The organism is Pararhodobacter sp. (genome assembly GCF_034676545.1).
In the GTDB taxonomy this organism is placed as follows: domain Bacteria; phylum Pseudomonadota; class Alphaproteobacteria; order Rhodobacterales; family Rhodobacteraceae; genus Pararhodobacter.
In genome coordinates, this window is sequence record NZ_JAUCBZ010000015.1 from 1,059,891 (window position 1) to 1,075,165 (window position 15,275).

The window sequence follows — 15,275 nt, forward strand, 5'->3', positions numbered from 1 at the left end:
GGGGCGCCATTGGCACCCCCGCTTCCAAATTCGTAACGGTCAATCCGTCGGTCGAGCCAATCAGGCCAGAGCGAGGTTCGATGCCGATTCGCGACCATTGCGGTCGGCTTCCAGGTCGAACGTTACGGCTTGGCCGTCGTTCAGGTGCTGGATGCCAGCGCGCTCGAGTGCGGAAATGTGAACGAAAACGTCCTTCGAACCATGCTCAGGGGCGATAAAGCCAAAACCTTTGGTGGCGTTGAACCATTTCACGGTGCCTTTAGCCATCGTGATGTCTCCTACTTTCAATTGCCACCCGCAACATGCAGTGGCCCGGCTCGGTCTCGTCAGAATCGCGACTGAGCCGTAAAGGGGACAGTGGTCGACAGAAGAATCTTCGCACACCCCGTATGCAGCAGCGCGGGCATGAATGCAAGCCCCCAAGCAGGGACCACCTGGTGACCCGAGCGGCGATTCGCCCATGATCCAAAGACGAATCGTTTCAAACTTGCGGAAAATTGCCGCGTCAATCGGCCCCGCTGTTGCCGGTTTCGACACAATGCAGCGCGCGCGGCGATACTGTTAACGCATTACGCGCAATACATAAAATTTGTCGTGCTTTGCCCCGATCTTGCCCTGATCGACCCGTGTTTCCGCCACAGCCGGGGAGCAAAACAAGGTTACCCGAGGCGAAACGCATCAACCAAACCCAAACCGCGCGCCGCACCGGAACATCTGTAACCAAGTAACCAGGAGTACTTCACATGACCTTGACCACCATGATCAAATCCTTTGTCGCCAACGAATCCGGTGCGGTGACCGTTGACTGGGTCGTTCTGACCGCCGCCATCGTCGGCCTCGGCCTCGCCGTGATCTCGTCGGTCCGCAGCGGCACCAGCGCGCTGGCCACCGATATCTCGACCTCGCTGACGAGCGCCTCGGTCGCGTCGCTGGGCACGCTTGGCGTCAGCCAGTAATCCGCGCCGACATCGTATCAAACGGGCCGCAGTTCCCTCCTGCGGCCCGTTTCCTGTGTCGCCGCCGGATCTTTTTGAACGCACAACGCCTGTGCAGCCTGTGCGCTTTTCTTTGTCCGCCGGGTGCGCGATGGTGAGTCCGGATCAACGAGGACGCCCGGATGCCCCAGACGATGCCCACCTATTTTATCTCGCATGGCGGCGGTCCCTGGCCCTGGGTGCCGCAGATGCGGGCGCAGTTTCACAACCTCGAAGCGTCACTCAGGCAAATGGTTGCCGACCTGCCCGCGCCGCCCAAGGCCGTGCTGGTCATTTCCGGTCACTGGGAGGACGCGGTTTTCGCGGTGATGGGGGCGGCCAATCCGCCGATGCTCTATGACTATTCCGGCTTCCCGCCCGAGACCTATCACATCACCTATCCCGCCCCCGGCGCGCCCGATCTGGCGGCGCGCACCGCGGGGTTGATCAAGGCGGCGGGGCTTCCCACCCGGATCGACCCGGATCGCGGCTTTGATCACGGCACTTTTGCGCCCCTGTTCATCCTGTTCCCCGACGCAGATGTGCCGGTCTATCAGGTCTCCTTGCGCCACACCTTCGACCCGGCCGAGCATGTCGCGCTGGGCCGCGCCCTCGCACCGCTGCGCGACGAGGGGGTGATGATCGTCGGCTCGGGTCTGAGCTATCACAACCTGCGCCTGTTCGGGCCGGGTGCGAAAATCCCGTCCGAGGCGTTTGACGCATGGCTGGACGACGCGCTGGCGCAAGATCCCGACACCCGTCTGCACGCCTTGCTGAACTGGGAGGCCGCCCCCCACGCCCGCACCTGTCATGCACGCGAAGATCATTTTGTGCCGCTTTTTGCAGCCCTTGGCGCCGCCGAGGGCGAACCCGCCACCCGCATCTACCACGACCGCGATCTGATGGGCGGGGTTACCGCCTCAAGCTATCGGTTCGGATAGGAGTGCGGGTCAGCGGGCCCAGCCAGCCCAGCGCGGCCAGCCCAACCAGCGCGGCACGCGCTGCGCGTAAACGTTCCAGCCGGGCACCTCTTGCATCACGGTTTCCTCCTGCCGCACTTGTGCAATGGCAGAGCCTGTGACCAGAACGGCGGCGACCAGCATCGGCCCACCACCAAACGGCACCGACAGCCAGAACAGCGCGATTTGCCCCAGGAAAACCGGATTGCGCGACCAGGCAAACGGCCCCGAGGTGACCAGCGCCCCGGTTTCGCCCGATGCCGTACCGACCCGCCAAGAGCGGCCCATATGGGCTTGTGATGCCAAGGCAAACAGGGCGGCCAGTGCGGCAAGGCCGGGCCAGAGCATCGCGCCCGACCACGGGTTGCCGACCAGTGGCCACAGCACCAGAATGACAAATCCCAGAAGGAACCCCAGCACCCTCGGCGCTTGCCCCGGTCTGCCCAGGATCCAAACGGGCGTGCCCGCGCGCCGCATGGCAAGGCCGGTCAGGATGAAGAACCCCGCGACATAGGCGACGCCGATACTCCAGCCAAAGATCTCAGATTGTGTCGTCGCGTTGCGCCCGATAGCGCATCCTGCGGCAGGTGACGCCGCATCGGTCCAGGGGCAAGGCTTTGGGGTCATGTTGGCCTTGAAAATGCAGGGACACAGTGGGCCAACACCCTTAACAACGGGTAAACCCTGCAAGCTAACGCACTGAATTGGCGTGGTTTCGGATTTGTCCCCCCGTGGGACCGCTGTGTCCCACGGGGGAATTTGCGCACATCAGGCCCCGATCAGCGCCGCAATCTGCGCCCGCAAATCCTGAACCCGCTGCCGCGCCGCCTCACGGGCGGATTGAGTCGCCGTGATATCGGCATCAATCGCATCCACCCGCGCCCGCCGATCCCGGTTTGCCTGACTGTCATCCCCCAGTTGCACGATCAGATTGACCAGCCGCATTTGCTCGCGCTCCAGCGTCTGAATATCCGTGTCCGCCTTGCGCTGCTCTTGCTCGGCCTCGGTGATTTGCTGGCGCAGCCCCGTCAATTCCGTCAACGTCGCCCGGATCACAGGGTCGGTTGTGCGCGTCTCCCAGAAGGCCAGCGTATTGAGGTCGATATCCAGCAACCCCACCCGCCGCAACCGAGGCTGCCGCTCGGTGATCGTCAGGCTTTCCCGCGCACCCGCCGCGACATGGACAACCCAGCGCCACGCATCGGGCCGCTCCTCGCCGCCGACGGTGCTGGAAACCGTCCAGTCAGCGCGGCGCGGGTGATCAATCGTGATGTCCCGGTCCGCGCCCGGCGCGCCCTCGATCCGATAGGTCGTGCGGCGTTCCAGATCCTCGGTGACATACAGCAGCCCATTCGACAGCCGCATCTCGCGCACCGATTCCGTGGCGGCGGCCTCCTCGCGGATTTCAACGGCGGTATCGCGGGCGAATTCGACGATCTCGGTGGCACCGGGGGCCAGTTCGGGGATCATCGCGTCGCCGGCATGGCCGCGCCCGTCCTCATACAGGGTCAGCACACCCGCCGGCAGCCGCAAGGGCAGCGGGTTTTCCAAAGACAAGGCAATCGCCGGGTGGGTTTCGCCAGAGCCGCCGCGATAGAGGGTCAGCCGCGCGTCGGGCAGGAGTTCCGAGAGGAATGGCACGCTCATCATCTGGCCCGCCGCCAGAGTCACCGGCGTGTCCAGCGTGAAGCGGCTGAAGCTGTCGCCGTCATCGGCCGTAACCTGCACCGACGCGGTGCTGTCGGCCATTTGATCGAACATCGGCGCGGCTTCGGCCGCCATCACCCCGCGCCCCATCGCGATCGAGGCCATCGGCATGGGCGGCGGCATCGCGGAAATATCCTGCTCGCGGTTGGCATAGCGCCGCTCATAGAGCCGCGCCTGAATGGCGCGCACCGACCCGGTGGCCAGCGTCAGGTTGATGTCCTGCCAGTCGATCCCGGTGGTGTTTTCAACCACCGCCCAACCGATCAGACGAATGCCCTCGGAGGTATCAACCGCCCGCCAGGCCGTGCGCCACAGGGGCGCGTTTTGCAGATAGACCAGCCCGACCTCACGCGTACTGTCATCATCGGACCCCAGCGCCAATTCCACACGCCGAGGGTTGGCCGACCCGCGCCACGCCCGCAATGCCGCGGTCAGGGTTGCCTGATCCGCCGCATCCGAGAACCGTACGCTGAGCGCGTCCTCCATGACAAAGCTGTGCAGGGTGCCGTCGTCGCCTTGCAGGTTCAGGATATTGCAGGTCGCGTCGTCACAAGGGCGCTGGCTGACGCCCATGTTCAGCCCCTCCCAGGTCTCGCCACGGCGCTGCACGGTCAGCGGCGCGCCGATCATTGCCGACATCAGGCGCGCGGGGTCGGTTACATCGTCGGGGCCGAAGGGGAAATGCGCGAAGCTGTCCTCGAAACTGCCCGGCCCGGTCAACGTGACATGCGGCACTGCGCCCGCCGGATCGAGCACCCAGAGGCTTTTGAGAAAGTCGTCGATTTCATCACGCGCCACGGACAGGCGGATCGGCTCCTCGCCCATCGTGCCCGTGGCTTCGATCATGGCCAACCCGGCGGTGGATAGCGTCACCCCCCGGATCGCGGTTTCGGCAGAGAGGGGAAAGGCAAGGACCAGACCGCTGAGGGCCAGCAAAACAGAACGACGCAAAGGCAGGGGGACAAGACGGGACATCAGGGAAACTCCGCTGGACAAGAATTGCCGCGAGTTTGCGCTTTTGGCCGCGTTGCCACAAGCGCCCGCCTGATCACCAAGTTGCGCGCGGCGCGTGATACTGCAGGTTTCCGCCCAGCCGGGGTTGGGTTGGGCTGCCGGAGTGCCTAGATCAAAGCCTCGTGACGACTTGCGCTTGCCCATTCTGACCGGGTCTCTTAAGCCGAGTGCAGACTGAACCCTGGAAGGCCCTGATATGAGCGACGCTGCACAACTCGAAACCCGCGCCCCCTCGCGGAAGGTCAGCGCACTGTCGGGGCTGTGGCCTTTCCTGAAGGTCTACCAAGGGCTTTTGCTGGGCTCGCTGCTGGCGCTGATGCTGACGGCGGGGGTGTCGCTGTCGCTGCCCTTGGCGGTGCGCCGGGTTGTCGATGGGTTCGGCACCGGCGAGTTGGAAATCCTGAACCAGTATTTTGGCGCGGCACTGGCTCTGGCCGGGTTGTTGGCGGTTGGCACCGGGCTGCGGTATTACATGGTCACACGGCTGGGCGAGCGGGTGGTGGCCGACATCCGCAAGGCGTTGTTCGAGCGTGTGATCGCCATGTCACCCGCCTTCTATGAGCGCATCATGTCCGGTGAAGTCCTGTCACGGCTGACAACGGACACCACCTTGATTCAGTCGATCATCGGCTCGTCGGTATCGGTGGCGTTGCGCAATGTGTTGATGCTGTTTGGCGGCTTGGTGCTGTTGGCGCTGACCTCGGCCAAGCTGACCGGGCTGGTGTTGTTGCTGGTGCCGGCGGTCGTGGTGCCGATCATCGTGCTGGGGCGGCGGTTGCGGCGGTTGAGCCGTGAAAACCAGGACTGGATCGCGGTCAGCAGCGGCAATGCCTCGGAGGCGTTGAGTGCTGCGCAAACCGTGCAGGCGTTTACCCATGAGGGGCGCTCGACCACGAAATTCAACGAGGTCACGGAAAAATCCTTTGACGTGGCGATGGTCCGCATCCTGACTCGCGCGGCGATGACGGTGATCATCATCGCGCTGGTCTTCGCGGGTATCGTCGGTGTCTTGTGGATCGGTGCGCTGGACGTGCGCGAAGGCATGATGACGGTCGGCGAGTTGGTGCAATTCGTGATCTATTCGGTGCTGGTGGCCGGTGCGGTTGGGGCGTTGTCGGAAATCTGGGGCGAGTTGCAGCGGGCGGCCAGGGGCGACCGAGCGCTTGATGGAGCTGATGGCCACCGTGGATACCGTGCAGGACCCTGCCGCGCCCAAGGCGCTGCCGGTGCCGGTGCTGGGCGCGGTCAGCTTTGACAACGTGCGCTTTCACTATCCGTCACGGCCCAAACAATCAGCACTGGACGGGATTTCGCTGCACGTTGAACCCGGCGAGACGATCGCGCTGGTCGGCCCGTCAGGCGCGGGGAAATCGACGATCATTCAGTTGCTGATGCGGTTCTATGACCCGCAAGAAGGCGCGATCCGGCTGGATGGGATCGACCTGCGCGACCTGAACCGCGCCGATCTGCGCGGGGCGATGGCGCTGGTGCCGCAAGATCCGGTGATCTTTGCCACCACCGCGCGCGAGAATATCCGCTTTGGTCGCCCCTCTGCCACGGATGCCGAGATCGAGATCGCCGCCGAAGCCGCCGCGGCGCACGAGTTCATCAATGCGCTGCCGGATGGCTACGACACCCAGTTGGGCGAACGCGGCGTGATGCTGTCGGGCGGGCAAAAGCAGCGCATCGCCATTGCGCGCGCCATTCTGCGCGATGCGCCGGTGTTGCTGCTGGACGAGGCGACCTCGGCGCTGGATGCGGAAAGCGAGCGCGCGGTGCAAAAAGCGGTCGAGCGGTTGTCCGAGGGGCGCACCACCTTGGTGGTGGCGCACCGCCTGGCAACCGTGCGCAAGGCCGACCGGATCGTGGTGTTCGACCATGGCACGATTGTTGCCACCGGCACCCACGCCGAGTTGGTGGCCGAGGGTGGCTTGTATGCGCGGCTGGCCCGCTTGCAGTTCACCGATGGTTTTGACGAGGTTGCGGTGACACCCGACGCCACGGCATAGCCGCGAGCCAATTGCATCGGCGCGGCAAACCCGTCATTCTTCTGCCATGAGCGCCACAAGACCGCGCAGGGGAGGATGACAATGACACAAAAGTTTTCAGACGTTGCAGACCGCAATGCCATCGAGGCCCAGATGCCTTGGTCCGAGCGGGATATTCCTGCCACCGTTTACGAACAGATAACCCGCACGCGGCACGCTTTTGGCAAACGCAATGCGCTGTCCTATCAAATGTTCTCGGATGACGGGGCCAAGGCGGAAACCCTGACCTGGGATGCGTTTCACGGCAAGATCACGCAAGCCGCCAATCTGTTTCGCAGCCTTGGTGTCAAGGAAGGCGATACCGTCGCCTATGTCCTTCCGACCATCAACGAGACCGCGATCACCCTGTTTGGCGCGATGACCGCCGGAATCGTCAACCCGATCAACCCGCTGCTGGAGCCCGAAAAGATTGCCGGGATCCTGCGCGAGACCAAGGCCAAGGTCGTGGTGACGCTGCGCTCGTTCCCGAAATCGGATGTCGCGCAAAAAGTGTCCGAAGCCGTGTCCCATGCGCCCGACGTGAAATATGTGGTCGAAGTGGACATGAACCGCTATCTGACCGGGCTGAAGAAATTCATCGTGCCCTTGATCCGCCCCAAAAACCCGGTGCATCACACGGCGCGCGTGTTGAATTTTGCCACGGAACTGGCCAAGCAATCCGATCAGCGCCTGACCTTCGATCTGCCGAAAACCGACCGGGTTTGCGCCTATTTCCACACCGGCGGCACGACGGGTACGCCCAAGGTGGCGCAGCACAAGGCGTCGGGGATCCTGTACAACGGCTGGCTTGGCGCAGAGTTGCTGTTCACGGAAAAAGACATCGTGATCTGCCCGCTGCCGCTGTTCCACGTCTTTGCCGCGTATCCCGGCATGATGAGCGTCATTTTTGCCGGTGCCCACATGGTCTTGCCAACGCCGCAGGGCTACCGCGGCGAAGGAGTGTTCGACAATTTCTGGAAACTGGTGGAACGCTGGCAGGCGACGTTTGTCTATTCGGTGCCGACCGCGCTGTCGGCGCTGATGCAACGCAAGATCAATGCCGATATTTCGTCGCTTCAAGGCGGGTTCTCGGGGTCTGCGGCGCTGCCGATCGAGCTGTACAAACGCTTCAAGGAAGCGACCGGCGTGTCGATCCTCGAGGGGTATGGCCTGACCGAAGCGACGTGCCTTGTGTCGATCAATCCGCCGGTGGGCGAAAAGAAGATCGGCTCGGTCGGGATTCCGTTTCCGTATTGCGAGGTACGGATCCTGAACTGCGATGCGGAGGGCAATATCGTCAAGGAAATGGCGGTCGATGAAGTCGGCGAAATCTGTGTCGCCAATCCGGGGACCTGGGCGGGCAAGACCTATACCGAAACCGACAAGAACAAGGGCCTCTATGCCGAGGGGAAATACCTGCGCACCGGCGACCTGGGGCGGTTGGACAAGGACGGGTATCTGTGGATCACCGGGCGCGCCAAGGATCTGATCATTCGCGGCGGCCACAACATCGACCCGGCGATGATCGAAGAGGCGATGCTCAGTCATCCGGCGGTCGGCTTTGCCGGCGCGATTGGTCAGCCGGATGCGGTGGCGGGCGAATTGCCCTGCGTCTATGTCGAACTGGTCGAGGGGCAAACCGCAACCTGGCGCGAATTGCTGGACCATGCCGCATCGCGGGTGTCCGAGCGTGCGGCAGTGCCAAAGCACGTTGAAATCCTGGCCGAATTGCCGAAAACCGCGGTAGGCAAAGTGTTCAAACCGGATTTGCGCCGCATGGCGATCACGCGGGTGTTCAACGAGACGTTCGAGAAAGCGCAACTGGCGGTGACCGTCAGTCAGGTGTTCGAGGACAAGAAGCGCGGCTTGGTGGCGCGTTTGGCGAAATCGGGGGCCGTGGATGAGGCCAAAGTGGCCGAGCTCATGGGCCAATTCACCATACCGTGGGAGTGGGCTTGAGCGGTCTTGACCTGTTAAACGGAGATCACGCCACGGCGTGATCAGGTCTATTCTCAGAAAGAAGGGCGCGGGATGACCGCGCCCTTTGCCATGCGGCCGCCCAAGCGCGTGCTATGGTCAGGGATTCGAGAGTTTTCGCAAGGCGCCCAGCAGCGTGATGCCGTGATCAAACACGCCGTTGCGCAGGAATTCCAGCACCTCGGCGATGGCAACGGGATTGAGCATGATCAAGGTATGCGTGGCACCGATCACGATGTGATCGCGCATCCCGTCGATGCGCGTGCTGGCCACCGAAACCGTGCCATCATTCGGTCCGTCGATCACGATGGGGCCCAGCGGATTGATCGGCACGTCACCGGCAATGATCCCCAGTTCGAAATCCACCGACGGCGGCAATTGGTGCAGCGCCGACCCTTCATCTGTGCCCAGTTGCGGCACGGCGGGGCCGTTGAGCCAGATCATGGCGCGGCGCGTCAGGTCGGATTCGGCAAAGGTATCGACGATTTCCGAGCCGTGGTTCGGGGGGGCCAGCATCACCACGCGACCCAGGTTTTCAGGGTGCGCATTTGCCAGCCACGCCCGGACGAGGATACCGCCCAGAGAATGGGTGACGAAATGCATGCGTTCGGTGCCGCATTGCGCGGCGGATTGCCCGACGTAATCCACAAGGGCGCTGACCGGGGCGTCCTGGGAGGGGTAGGTGTGGTTGACAACCCGGTAATGGTGGAATTGCAGCACTTCTTCCAACATGCGCATCGAGTTTTCGGTACGCGACAACCCATGCAGCAGGACCACGCAATCGGCGCGGGCGGCAGAGGTGGTGAGAAGCAGGATCAGGAGGGAAAGGATACGCATGCGGTCAGTATACCTCTCGCCATCCCGAGACAGAAGCGCAAGAATGGGGTGCAGCGTAATTAGGGGGACACGATGACGCGAGCGCCAAGGTTGGCTGTACGGGCGGTGATCGTACGCGACGGACGGTTGCTGATCGTGAACGCGTATCCGGGCGATGTCAGCGACTTATGGTGCGCGCCGGGCGGCGGGGTGGAGCGCGGCGCGTCGATGCCCGATAACCTGCAACGCGAAATATTCGAGGAGACGGGCCTGGCGGTGCGGGTCGGCGCGCCGTGTCTGGTCAATGAGTTTCACGACCCGAAAAGCGGGTTTCATCAGGTTGATGTCTATTTCCATGCGCAGGTGATCGGTCGGGCGCGGATCGACGCGCATCGCGACCCCGAGGGGATCGTGAACCGGCATCAATGGGTGACCGAGGCGGAATTGCGGGCGCTGCGCTACAAGCCCGACAGCTTGCCGCAGATCGCCTTTGGCGCGGGCGGAATTCTTTATGATCCGCTGGAAGTGATCGTGCGTTGAGCCGTCAGTCCATGCCCATGCGTTTCAGGTAGCCCTCGATCAGCGGTACATCGGAGGGGTTGTTGAGTTCCCAGAACGCGGCACCGGGTGCCGAGACTTCCACGGCGGCGATCCTGTGCCCGTGTTCGAGGAAGCGCAATTGTTCGAGGCCCTCGATCTTTTCAAGTTGACCGGCCGTCAGGCCCGCATACAGGCGCAATGCCTCGGGCGTATAGGCGTAAAGCCCGACGTGGTGAAACACGGGGATTTCATCGCCGGGTTTGAGGCCGTCGGCGTAGGGGATCACCTCTTTGGAGAAATAGATCGCATTGCCCAGCGCGTCACGCACCACGGTGGTTCCGCCGACGCGCCCCGCCTTGCGGTCGGTGCGGAAATTGTCCAGCGCCTCGCGGTCGCAGCGCAGGACGGGCGTGGCGACCTGGCGGGTGTCGTCGGCGCGCATCGCGGCAATCAGGGCCGAGACGAAATGCGGCGGGGTCAGCGGCGCGTCGCCTTGCAGGTTGACGATGATTGGCTGCGTCAACCCCGCACGGGTGACGGCCTGCGCCACGCGTTCGGTGCCGTTGGCGCAGGACGGGTCGGTCATGATGACCTCGGCGCCGATGCGCTTGGCCTCGGCTTTGATGCGGTCGTCGTCGGTGGCGACATAAACGCCGGTCACGCCCCGGTTGGCAACGGCGGCGGCGCGGGCGGCCATCACGCTGCGCTCCAGCAAGCTGCGCGCGACGCCGTTCGCGCCCGTCAGCGTGGCCAAGGGCTTGGCCGGGTAGCGCGTCGAGGCATAGCGGGCGGGGATGATGATGACGGCATCACGCATGGTTTGCCCCTTTGGTCAGCGCGTCATAAGCGCTTAGTTGCCCGATTAGGGCCTGCATCTGGTCCAGCGGCACCATGTTCGGGCCGTCCGAGGGGGCGGTGTCGGGGTCTTGATGCGTTTCGATGAACAGCGCCGAAACACCCACAGCGCAAGCGGCACGCGCCAGAACCGGCACGAATTCGCGTTGCCCGCCCGAGGTGCCACCGCGCCCGCCGGGTTGTTGCACCGAATGCGTGGCGTCGAACACCACCGGATAGCCGGTGTCGGCCATCACCGGCAGGCCGCGGAAATCGGTGACAAGGGTGTTATAGCCAAACGAGGTGCCCCGGTCGCAGAGCATGATACGGGTGTTGCCGGTGCTGGCGATCTTGGCGGCGACGTGTTGCATGTCCCAAGGGGCCAGGAACTGCCCTTTCTTGACGTTGATTGCGCGGCCCGTCTCGCCTGCGGCCAACAACAGATCGGTCTGGCGGCACAAGAACGCGGGGATTTGCAGGACATCGACGTGTTCAGCCGCCTTGGCGCAGTGCCAGGGTTCATGCACGTCGGTGATCACCGGAACGCCGAATTCCTCGCGGATTGCGGCCAGAATCTCCAGCCCCTTGTCCATGCCCAGCCCGCGTTCGGTGCCGATGGAAGAGCGGTTGGCCTTGTCATAGCTGCCCTTGAAAATCAGCTTGGTGCCGGTGGGGGCACAGGCCTCGAGGATGCCGGCGCACATGGCGCGCGCATGGTCGAGGCTTTCCAACTGGCAGGGGCCGGCGATCAGTGCAAACGGATGGTTGCCGCCGATCTTGATGTCGCCAAGGGTCACGATGGTTTTGGGCATGGGAGCCTCCGGATCAAACAACGCCGGCACGCAGACAGTCGTGCAGACGCAAAACGCCAACCGGAATGCGGTCGGATTCGACAACGAACAGGGTGTAGATCTTGCGCTTGTTCATCAGCGCCACGGCCTCGGCGGCGGCGGTATTGGGGGCAACGGTGACGGGCGCTCGTGTCGCGACCTCGCCGGCGGTGCGGTCCATCAGGCCCAGCATGTTGCGCCGCAGGTCACCGTCCGAGATCACGCCGACCAACAGGCCCTGCGCGTCAATGACGCCGGTCACGCCAAAGCTGCTTTCGCTCATGCGCAGGATCGCGTCGGCCATTGGCGCATCGAGGCCCACCAATGGCAGGCTGTCGCCCGAATGCATGAGCTGCGAGACCTTGGCCAGTTGTGCACCAAGGCGGCCGCCGGGATGGAAGCTGCGGAAATTCTCGGGGCGGAACTCGCGCTGTTCCATGATGGCAATCGCCAAGGCATCACCAAGGCCCAGTGTCAGGGTGGTCGAGGTCGTGGGTGCCATGCCGAGCGCGCAGGCTTCCTCGATATCGGGCAGCGTCAGGCGCAGGGTGGCGGCGCGCATCAGGGTGGACTCGACTCGTTTCGAGATGCCGATCACCGGGATTTCAAACCGCAGACAATAGGCCAGCAAGTCGCTGAGTTCGGTGGTCTCGCCCGAGTTCGAGATCACCACGCAGATGTCATTGGGGGTGATCATGCCAAGGTCGCCGTGGCTGGCCTCGGCGGGGTGTACATAAAACGACGGCGTGCCCGTCGAGGCCATCGTTGCGGCGATCTTGCGGGCGATATGGCCGGATTTCCCCATGCCAGACAGGATCACACGGCCCGAATTGTTCAGGATCAGCCGGACGGCGGCGTCAAAATCGCGCGGCAGGGCGTCGGCCAGTGACAGCAGCGCATTGCCCTCATTGCGCAGAACCCGGCTGGCAGAGTCGGTGGGCGTCGCGGGGGTTTGCTGCGCGGGAGAATTGGTCATTTGGTCGTTACCGTGTCCGGGGGGCCGACAAAGGTGCGGCAGTGTGGTGGATAGGGCCTCAGATGGGGCGGGTCAACGCAAAGGCGGTCAGGCGCGGGGTTCGGAGGCTTGCAGTGCGGCCTTTGCCACATCGACGCCCAGCGCAATCGTGGGCGCAAAGGCGACGTCCGGAGGGCGAATGCCATGCGCTTCGAATTGCTTTTGCAGCGCGGGTCTGAGGCCGGTGAGCACCACGCAGACACCGCGCTTGCGGGTTGTCGTGACCAGGGCCCCGATCGTTCGAATGGCGGTGGAGTCGACCATATCGGCCTCGCAAAAGTCGATGACAATCGCGCGATAGGTGTCGTGGGTTTTTTCCAGCACGCCGCCCACCGTGGCGGCGGCGCCAAAGAAGAACGCGCCTTGTATGCGATAGACGAGGATTTCATCCGCGCGTCCGACACCGATGTCTTCCACCGACTCGCGCACATCCTCGGAGCGCACCCCGACCGCGGTGGACATCCGATGAATGAATAGCACGGAGCCCAAGGCAAAGCCGACCACGATCGCCTCGGTCAGATCGCGGAATATGGTCAAGAGCAGCGTCACGGCGAGCACGGCCGCATCCTCACGCGAGGTGCGCAGAAGGGTGGCGATGGCATGGCGTTCGATCATGTTCCACGCCACCGTTGCCAACAGCCCGGCCAGACTGGCCAGCGGGATCATGCCCACCAAGGGCGCGGCCAGCATCACAAAGCCCAGAATGAACGCTGCGTGCAACATGCCCGCCACCGGGCTATGCGCATTGGCGCGCACATTGGTGGCGGTGCGGGCGATGGTGCCGGTGGCGACCATGCCGCCCATGACACCGCAGGCCAGATTGGCCACGCCCTGCGCGATCAGTTCCATATTCGAGTTGTGGCGCTGCCCACTCATGGAATCGGCAACCACCGCCGAGAGCAACGCCTCGATGGAGCCGAGCAGCGTGAAGGCAATCGCGTTGGGCAACAAGGCGACAATCAGCGACCAGTTGACGGGTGGCAAGCTGGGCATGGGCAGGCCCGCCGGAATCTCGCCAAAAGTCGAGGCAATGGTCGGCGTGTCGAGGTTGAACACCGCCGCAACAAGTGTCGCCCCCGCCACGGCCACCAGCAGGTTCGGGATCTTTGGCGCATAGCGTTTGATGCCGACAATCGCCAGGATCGTCCCCGCGGCCAAGGCAATGGTCACCGGGTTCGCGCTGGGCAGGCTTTGCCAAAGCACCGGGAGTTTTTGCAGAATCGGGCCGGGCTCGGGCTGGCTGAGCGTCAGGCCCAGCAGGTCGGTGATCTGGCTGGCAAAGATGATCACCGCGATCCCGGCGGTAAAGCCGACGGTAACCGGGTAGGGGATGAACTTGATGTAGCTGCCCAATCGCAGCGCGCCCACCGCGATCATCATCGCCCCGGCCATCATGGTGGCCAGCATCATTCCGGCAATCCCGTGCTGCGCCACGGTGGTGGCGATCAGCACGATAAAGGCCCCCGCCGGGCCGCCGATCTGAAACCGGCTGCCGCCCAGCATCGAGATGAAAAACCCACCGACAATCGCCGTATAGAGGCCCATCGACGGCGTACCGCCCGCCGCAATGGCAATCGCCATCGACAGCGGCAACGCGACAATCGCCACCGTCAGCCCGGCCACCGCATCGCGACGCAAATGGGCAAGCGAATACCCCTCACGGAGGGACGCAATCAGAGCGGGGCGCAGGGTCGTGGCGTTGGGCACTGGAAAACCAAAGACTGGGAGATGTTGCGCACCGTAATCCGCGTTGCTTTACAGGTGCAACAGCATTCCCCGATGGCGTCAGGCGACCGGTAGGAAACTATCGGTTTCGACATCGTAGGCTTCAAGAGTACCCTCGCCGATGTCATGCCAGAGCCCGTGCAGGGTCAGCCGTTCGGCCTCAACCGCGTCGCGGATGAACGGGAAGGTCATCAGGTTGGTGAGCGAGATGCGCACCGCTTCCAATTCCATCGCCATGACGCGCTTGTCCTTGTCCGCAATGTCGGCCGTACGGTCAAAGCCAGGCCGCAGAATTTCCATCCAGCGACCGACAAAGCTGGTCTCTTTTTCGAGTTCGGGGGCAGTGCCTGCGCACATGTCGTGACACCCGCGAACGCCGCCGCAATTGGAGTGACCAACGACGATCAGATGCGCCACATGCAGCGAGGTTACCGCGTATTCAATGGCGGCCGAGGTGCCGTGGTGATCGCCGGTTGGCGTGAAGGGCGGCACCAAATTGGCGATATTGCGGTGAATGAAGAACTCGCCCTGATCCGCTCCAAAGATCGCGGTGACGTGAACCCGCGAGTCGCAACAGGCGATCAGCATGGATCTGGGGTGCTGGCCCTCATCGGCCAAGTGTCTGAACCAGCTCTTGTTTTCCACATAGGCCGTTGCATGCCAGCCGCGAAACCGGTTGACCAGATAACTCGGAAGTTTGTGTGCAAAACTCATGGGCGATTTCCCTTAATCCAGACCGATCATAGTGCTATCCTCAATTTGCAAGAAAATCGAGCGATATCCCGCACCCGGGGCAACACTTTGTTAGCCCGGATCAAACATCCTGAGGACGGGTGCAAGGGATTTTTTTGGGGCAA

The 15,275-nt window shown here is 63.3% G+C and carries 13 protein-coding genes and 1 pseudogene; 5 read left to right on the forward strand and 9 right to left on the reverse strand.

The genetic code is table 11. The annotated features are described in order from the left end of the window. Positions 1-60: 60 nt before the first annotated feature. On the reverse strand, positions 61-267 hold the full coding sequence (locus VDQ28_RS08605) for a cold-shock protein (protein ID WP_323035551.1): 207 nt from the start codon (positions 265-267) through the stop codon (positions 61-63). A gap of 476 nt (positions 268-743) precedes the next feature. Here VDQ28_RS08605 and VDQ28_RS08610 point away from each other — a divergent pair, with 476 nt between their 5' ends. Together VDQ28_RS08610 and VDQ28_RS08615 are read left to right on the forward strand one after the other, a co-directional pair. Next, positions 744-956 (forward strand): hypothetical protein, encoded by a 213-nt coding sequence (locus tag VDQ28_RS08610; protein ID WP_323035552.1) that lies wholly within the window; start codon positions 744-746, stop codon positions 954-956. Positions 957-1,129: 173 nt separating this feature from the next. Further along, positions 1,130-1,915 carry a class III extradiol ring-cleavage dioxygenase gene (locus tag VDQ28_RS08615; RefSeq protein ID WP_323035553.1) on the forward strand — a complete coding sequence of 262 codons (786 nt, stop codon included), beginning with the start codon at positions 1,130-1,132 and terminating at the stop codon, positions 1,913-1,915. Positions 1,916-1,924: 9 nt separating this feature from the next. On the opposite strand, the gene VDQ28_RS08620 is transcribed toward VDQ28_RS08615, so the two are convergent. Next, the gene (locus VDQ28_RS08620) at positions 1,925-2,560 is read right to left on the reverse strand and encodes a methyltransferase (protein ID WP_323035554.1); all 636 of its coding nucleotides are present in this window, start codon (positions 2,558-2,560) and stop codon (positions 1,925-1,927) included. A 141-nt stretch (positions 2,561-2,701) separates the two neighbouring features. Further along, positions 2,702-4,615: a DUF4139 domain-containing protein gene (locus VDQ28_RS08625; protein WP_323035555.1), complete on the reverse strand. Its 1,914-nt coding sequence runs from the start codon at positions 4,613-4,615 to the stop codon at positions 2,702-2,704. Positions 4,616-4,850: 235 nt separating this feature from the next. On the opposite strand from VDQ28_RS08625, the pseudogene VDQ28_RS08630 reads away from it, so the two are divergent. After that, a pseudogene (locus tag VDQ28_RS08630) lies at positions 4,851-6,663 on the forward strand (ABC transporter transmembrane domain-containing protein). 81 nt (positions 6,664-6,744) lie between these two features. Then, positions 6,745-8,640: an acyl-CoA synthetase gene (locus VDQ28_RS08635; protein WP_323035556.1), complete on the forward strand. Its 1,896-nt coding sequence runs from the start codon at positions 6,745-6,747 to the stop codon at positions 8,638-8,640. Between the two features lie 117 nt (positions 8,641-8,757). Here the strand turns inward: VDQ28_RS08635 and VDQ28_RS08640 are convergent, their stop codons facing one another. Further along, entirely contained in the window at positions 8,758-9,495 is a 738-nt protein-coding gene (locus VDQ28_RS08640; protein ID WP_323035557.1) for an alpha/beta fold hydrolase, read from the reverse strand. Between the two features lie 72 nt (positions 9,496-9,567). On the opposite strand from VDQ28_RS08640, the gene VDQ28_RS08645 reads away from it, so the two are divergent. Further along, positions 9,568-10,014, forward strand: a complete 447-nt coding sequence (locus VDQ28_RS08645) for an NUDIX hydrolase (protein ID WP_323035558.1) — start codon at positions 9,568-9,570, stop codon at positions 10,012-10,014. 4 nt (positions 10,015-10,018) lie between these two features. Here VDQ28_RS08645 and VDQ28_RS08650 read toward each other — a convergent pair whose 3' ends face one another. The 5 genes from VDQ28_RS08650 to VDQ28_RS08670 form a co-directional block, all read right to left on the reverse strand. After that, on the reverse strand, positions 10,019-10,831 hold the full coding sequence (locus VDQ28_RS08650; protein WP_323035559.1) for a manno-octulosonate cytidylyltransferase: 813 nt from the start codon (positions 10,829-10,831) through the stop codon (positions 10,019-10,021). Continuing rightward, a complete protein-coding gene (gene kdsA, locus VDQ28_RS08655) occupies positions 10,824-11,660 on the reverse strand; it encodes a 3-deoxy-8-phosphooctulonate synthase (protein WP_323035560.1) in 837 nt (278 codons plus the stop codon). Before kdsA ends, VDQ28_RS08650 begins: the two co-directional genes overlap by 8 nt. A 13-nt stretch (positions 11,661-11,673) precedes the next feature. Then, positions 11,674-12,654 (reverse strand): KpsF/GutQ family sugar-phosphate isomerase, encoded by a 981-nt coding sequence (locus VDQ28_RS08660; protein ID WP_323035561.1) that lies wholly within the window; start codon positions 12,652-12,654, stop codon positions 11,674-11,676. A gap of 87 nt (positions 12,655-12,741) precedes the next feature. After that, positions 12,742-14,400 carry a SulP family inorganic anion transporter gene (locus VDQ28_RS08665; protein ID WP_323035562.1) on the reverse strand — a complete coding sequence of 553 codons (1,659 nt, stop codon included), beginning with the start codon at positions 14,398-14,400 and terminating at the stop codon, positions 12,742-12,744. A gap of 78 nt (positions 14,401-14,478) precedes the next feature. Then, positions 14,479-15,132: a carbonic anhydrase gene (locus tag VDQ28_RS08670; protein ID WP_323035563.1), complete on the reverse strand. Its 654-nt coding sequence runs from the start codon at positions 15,130-15,132 to the stop codon at positions 14,479-14,481. Positions 15,133-15,275 lie beyond the last annotated feature (143 nt).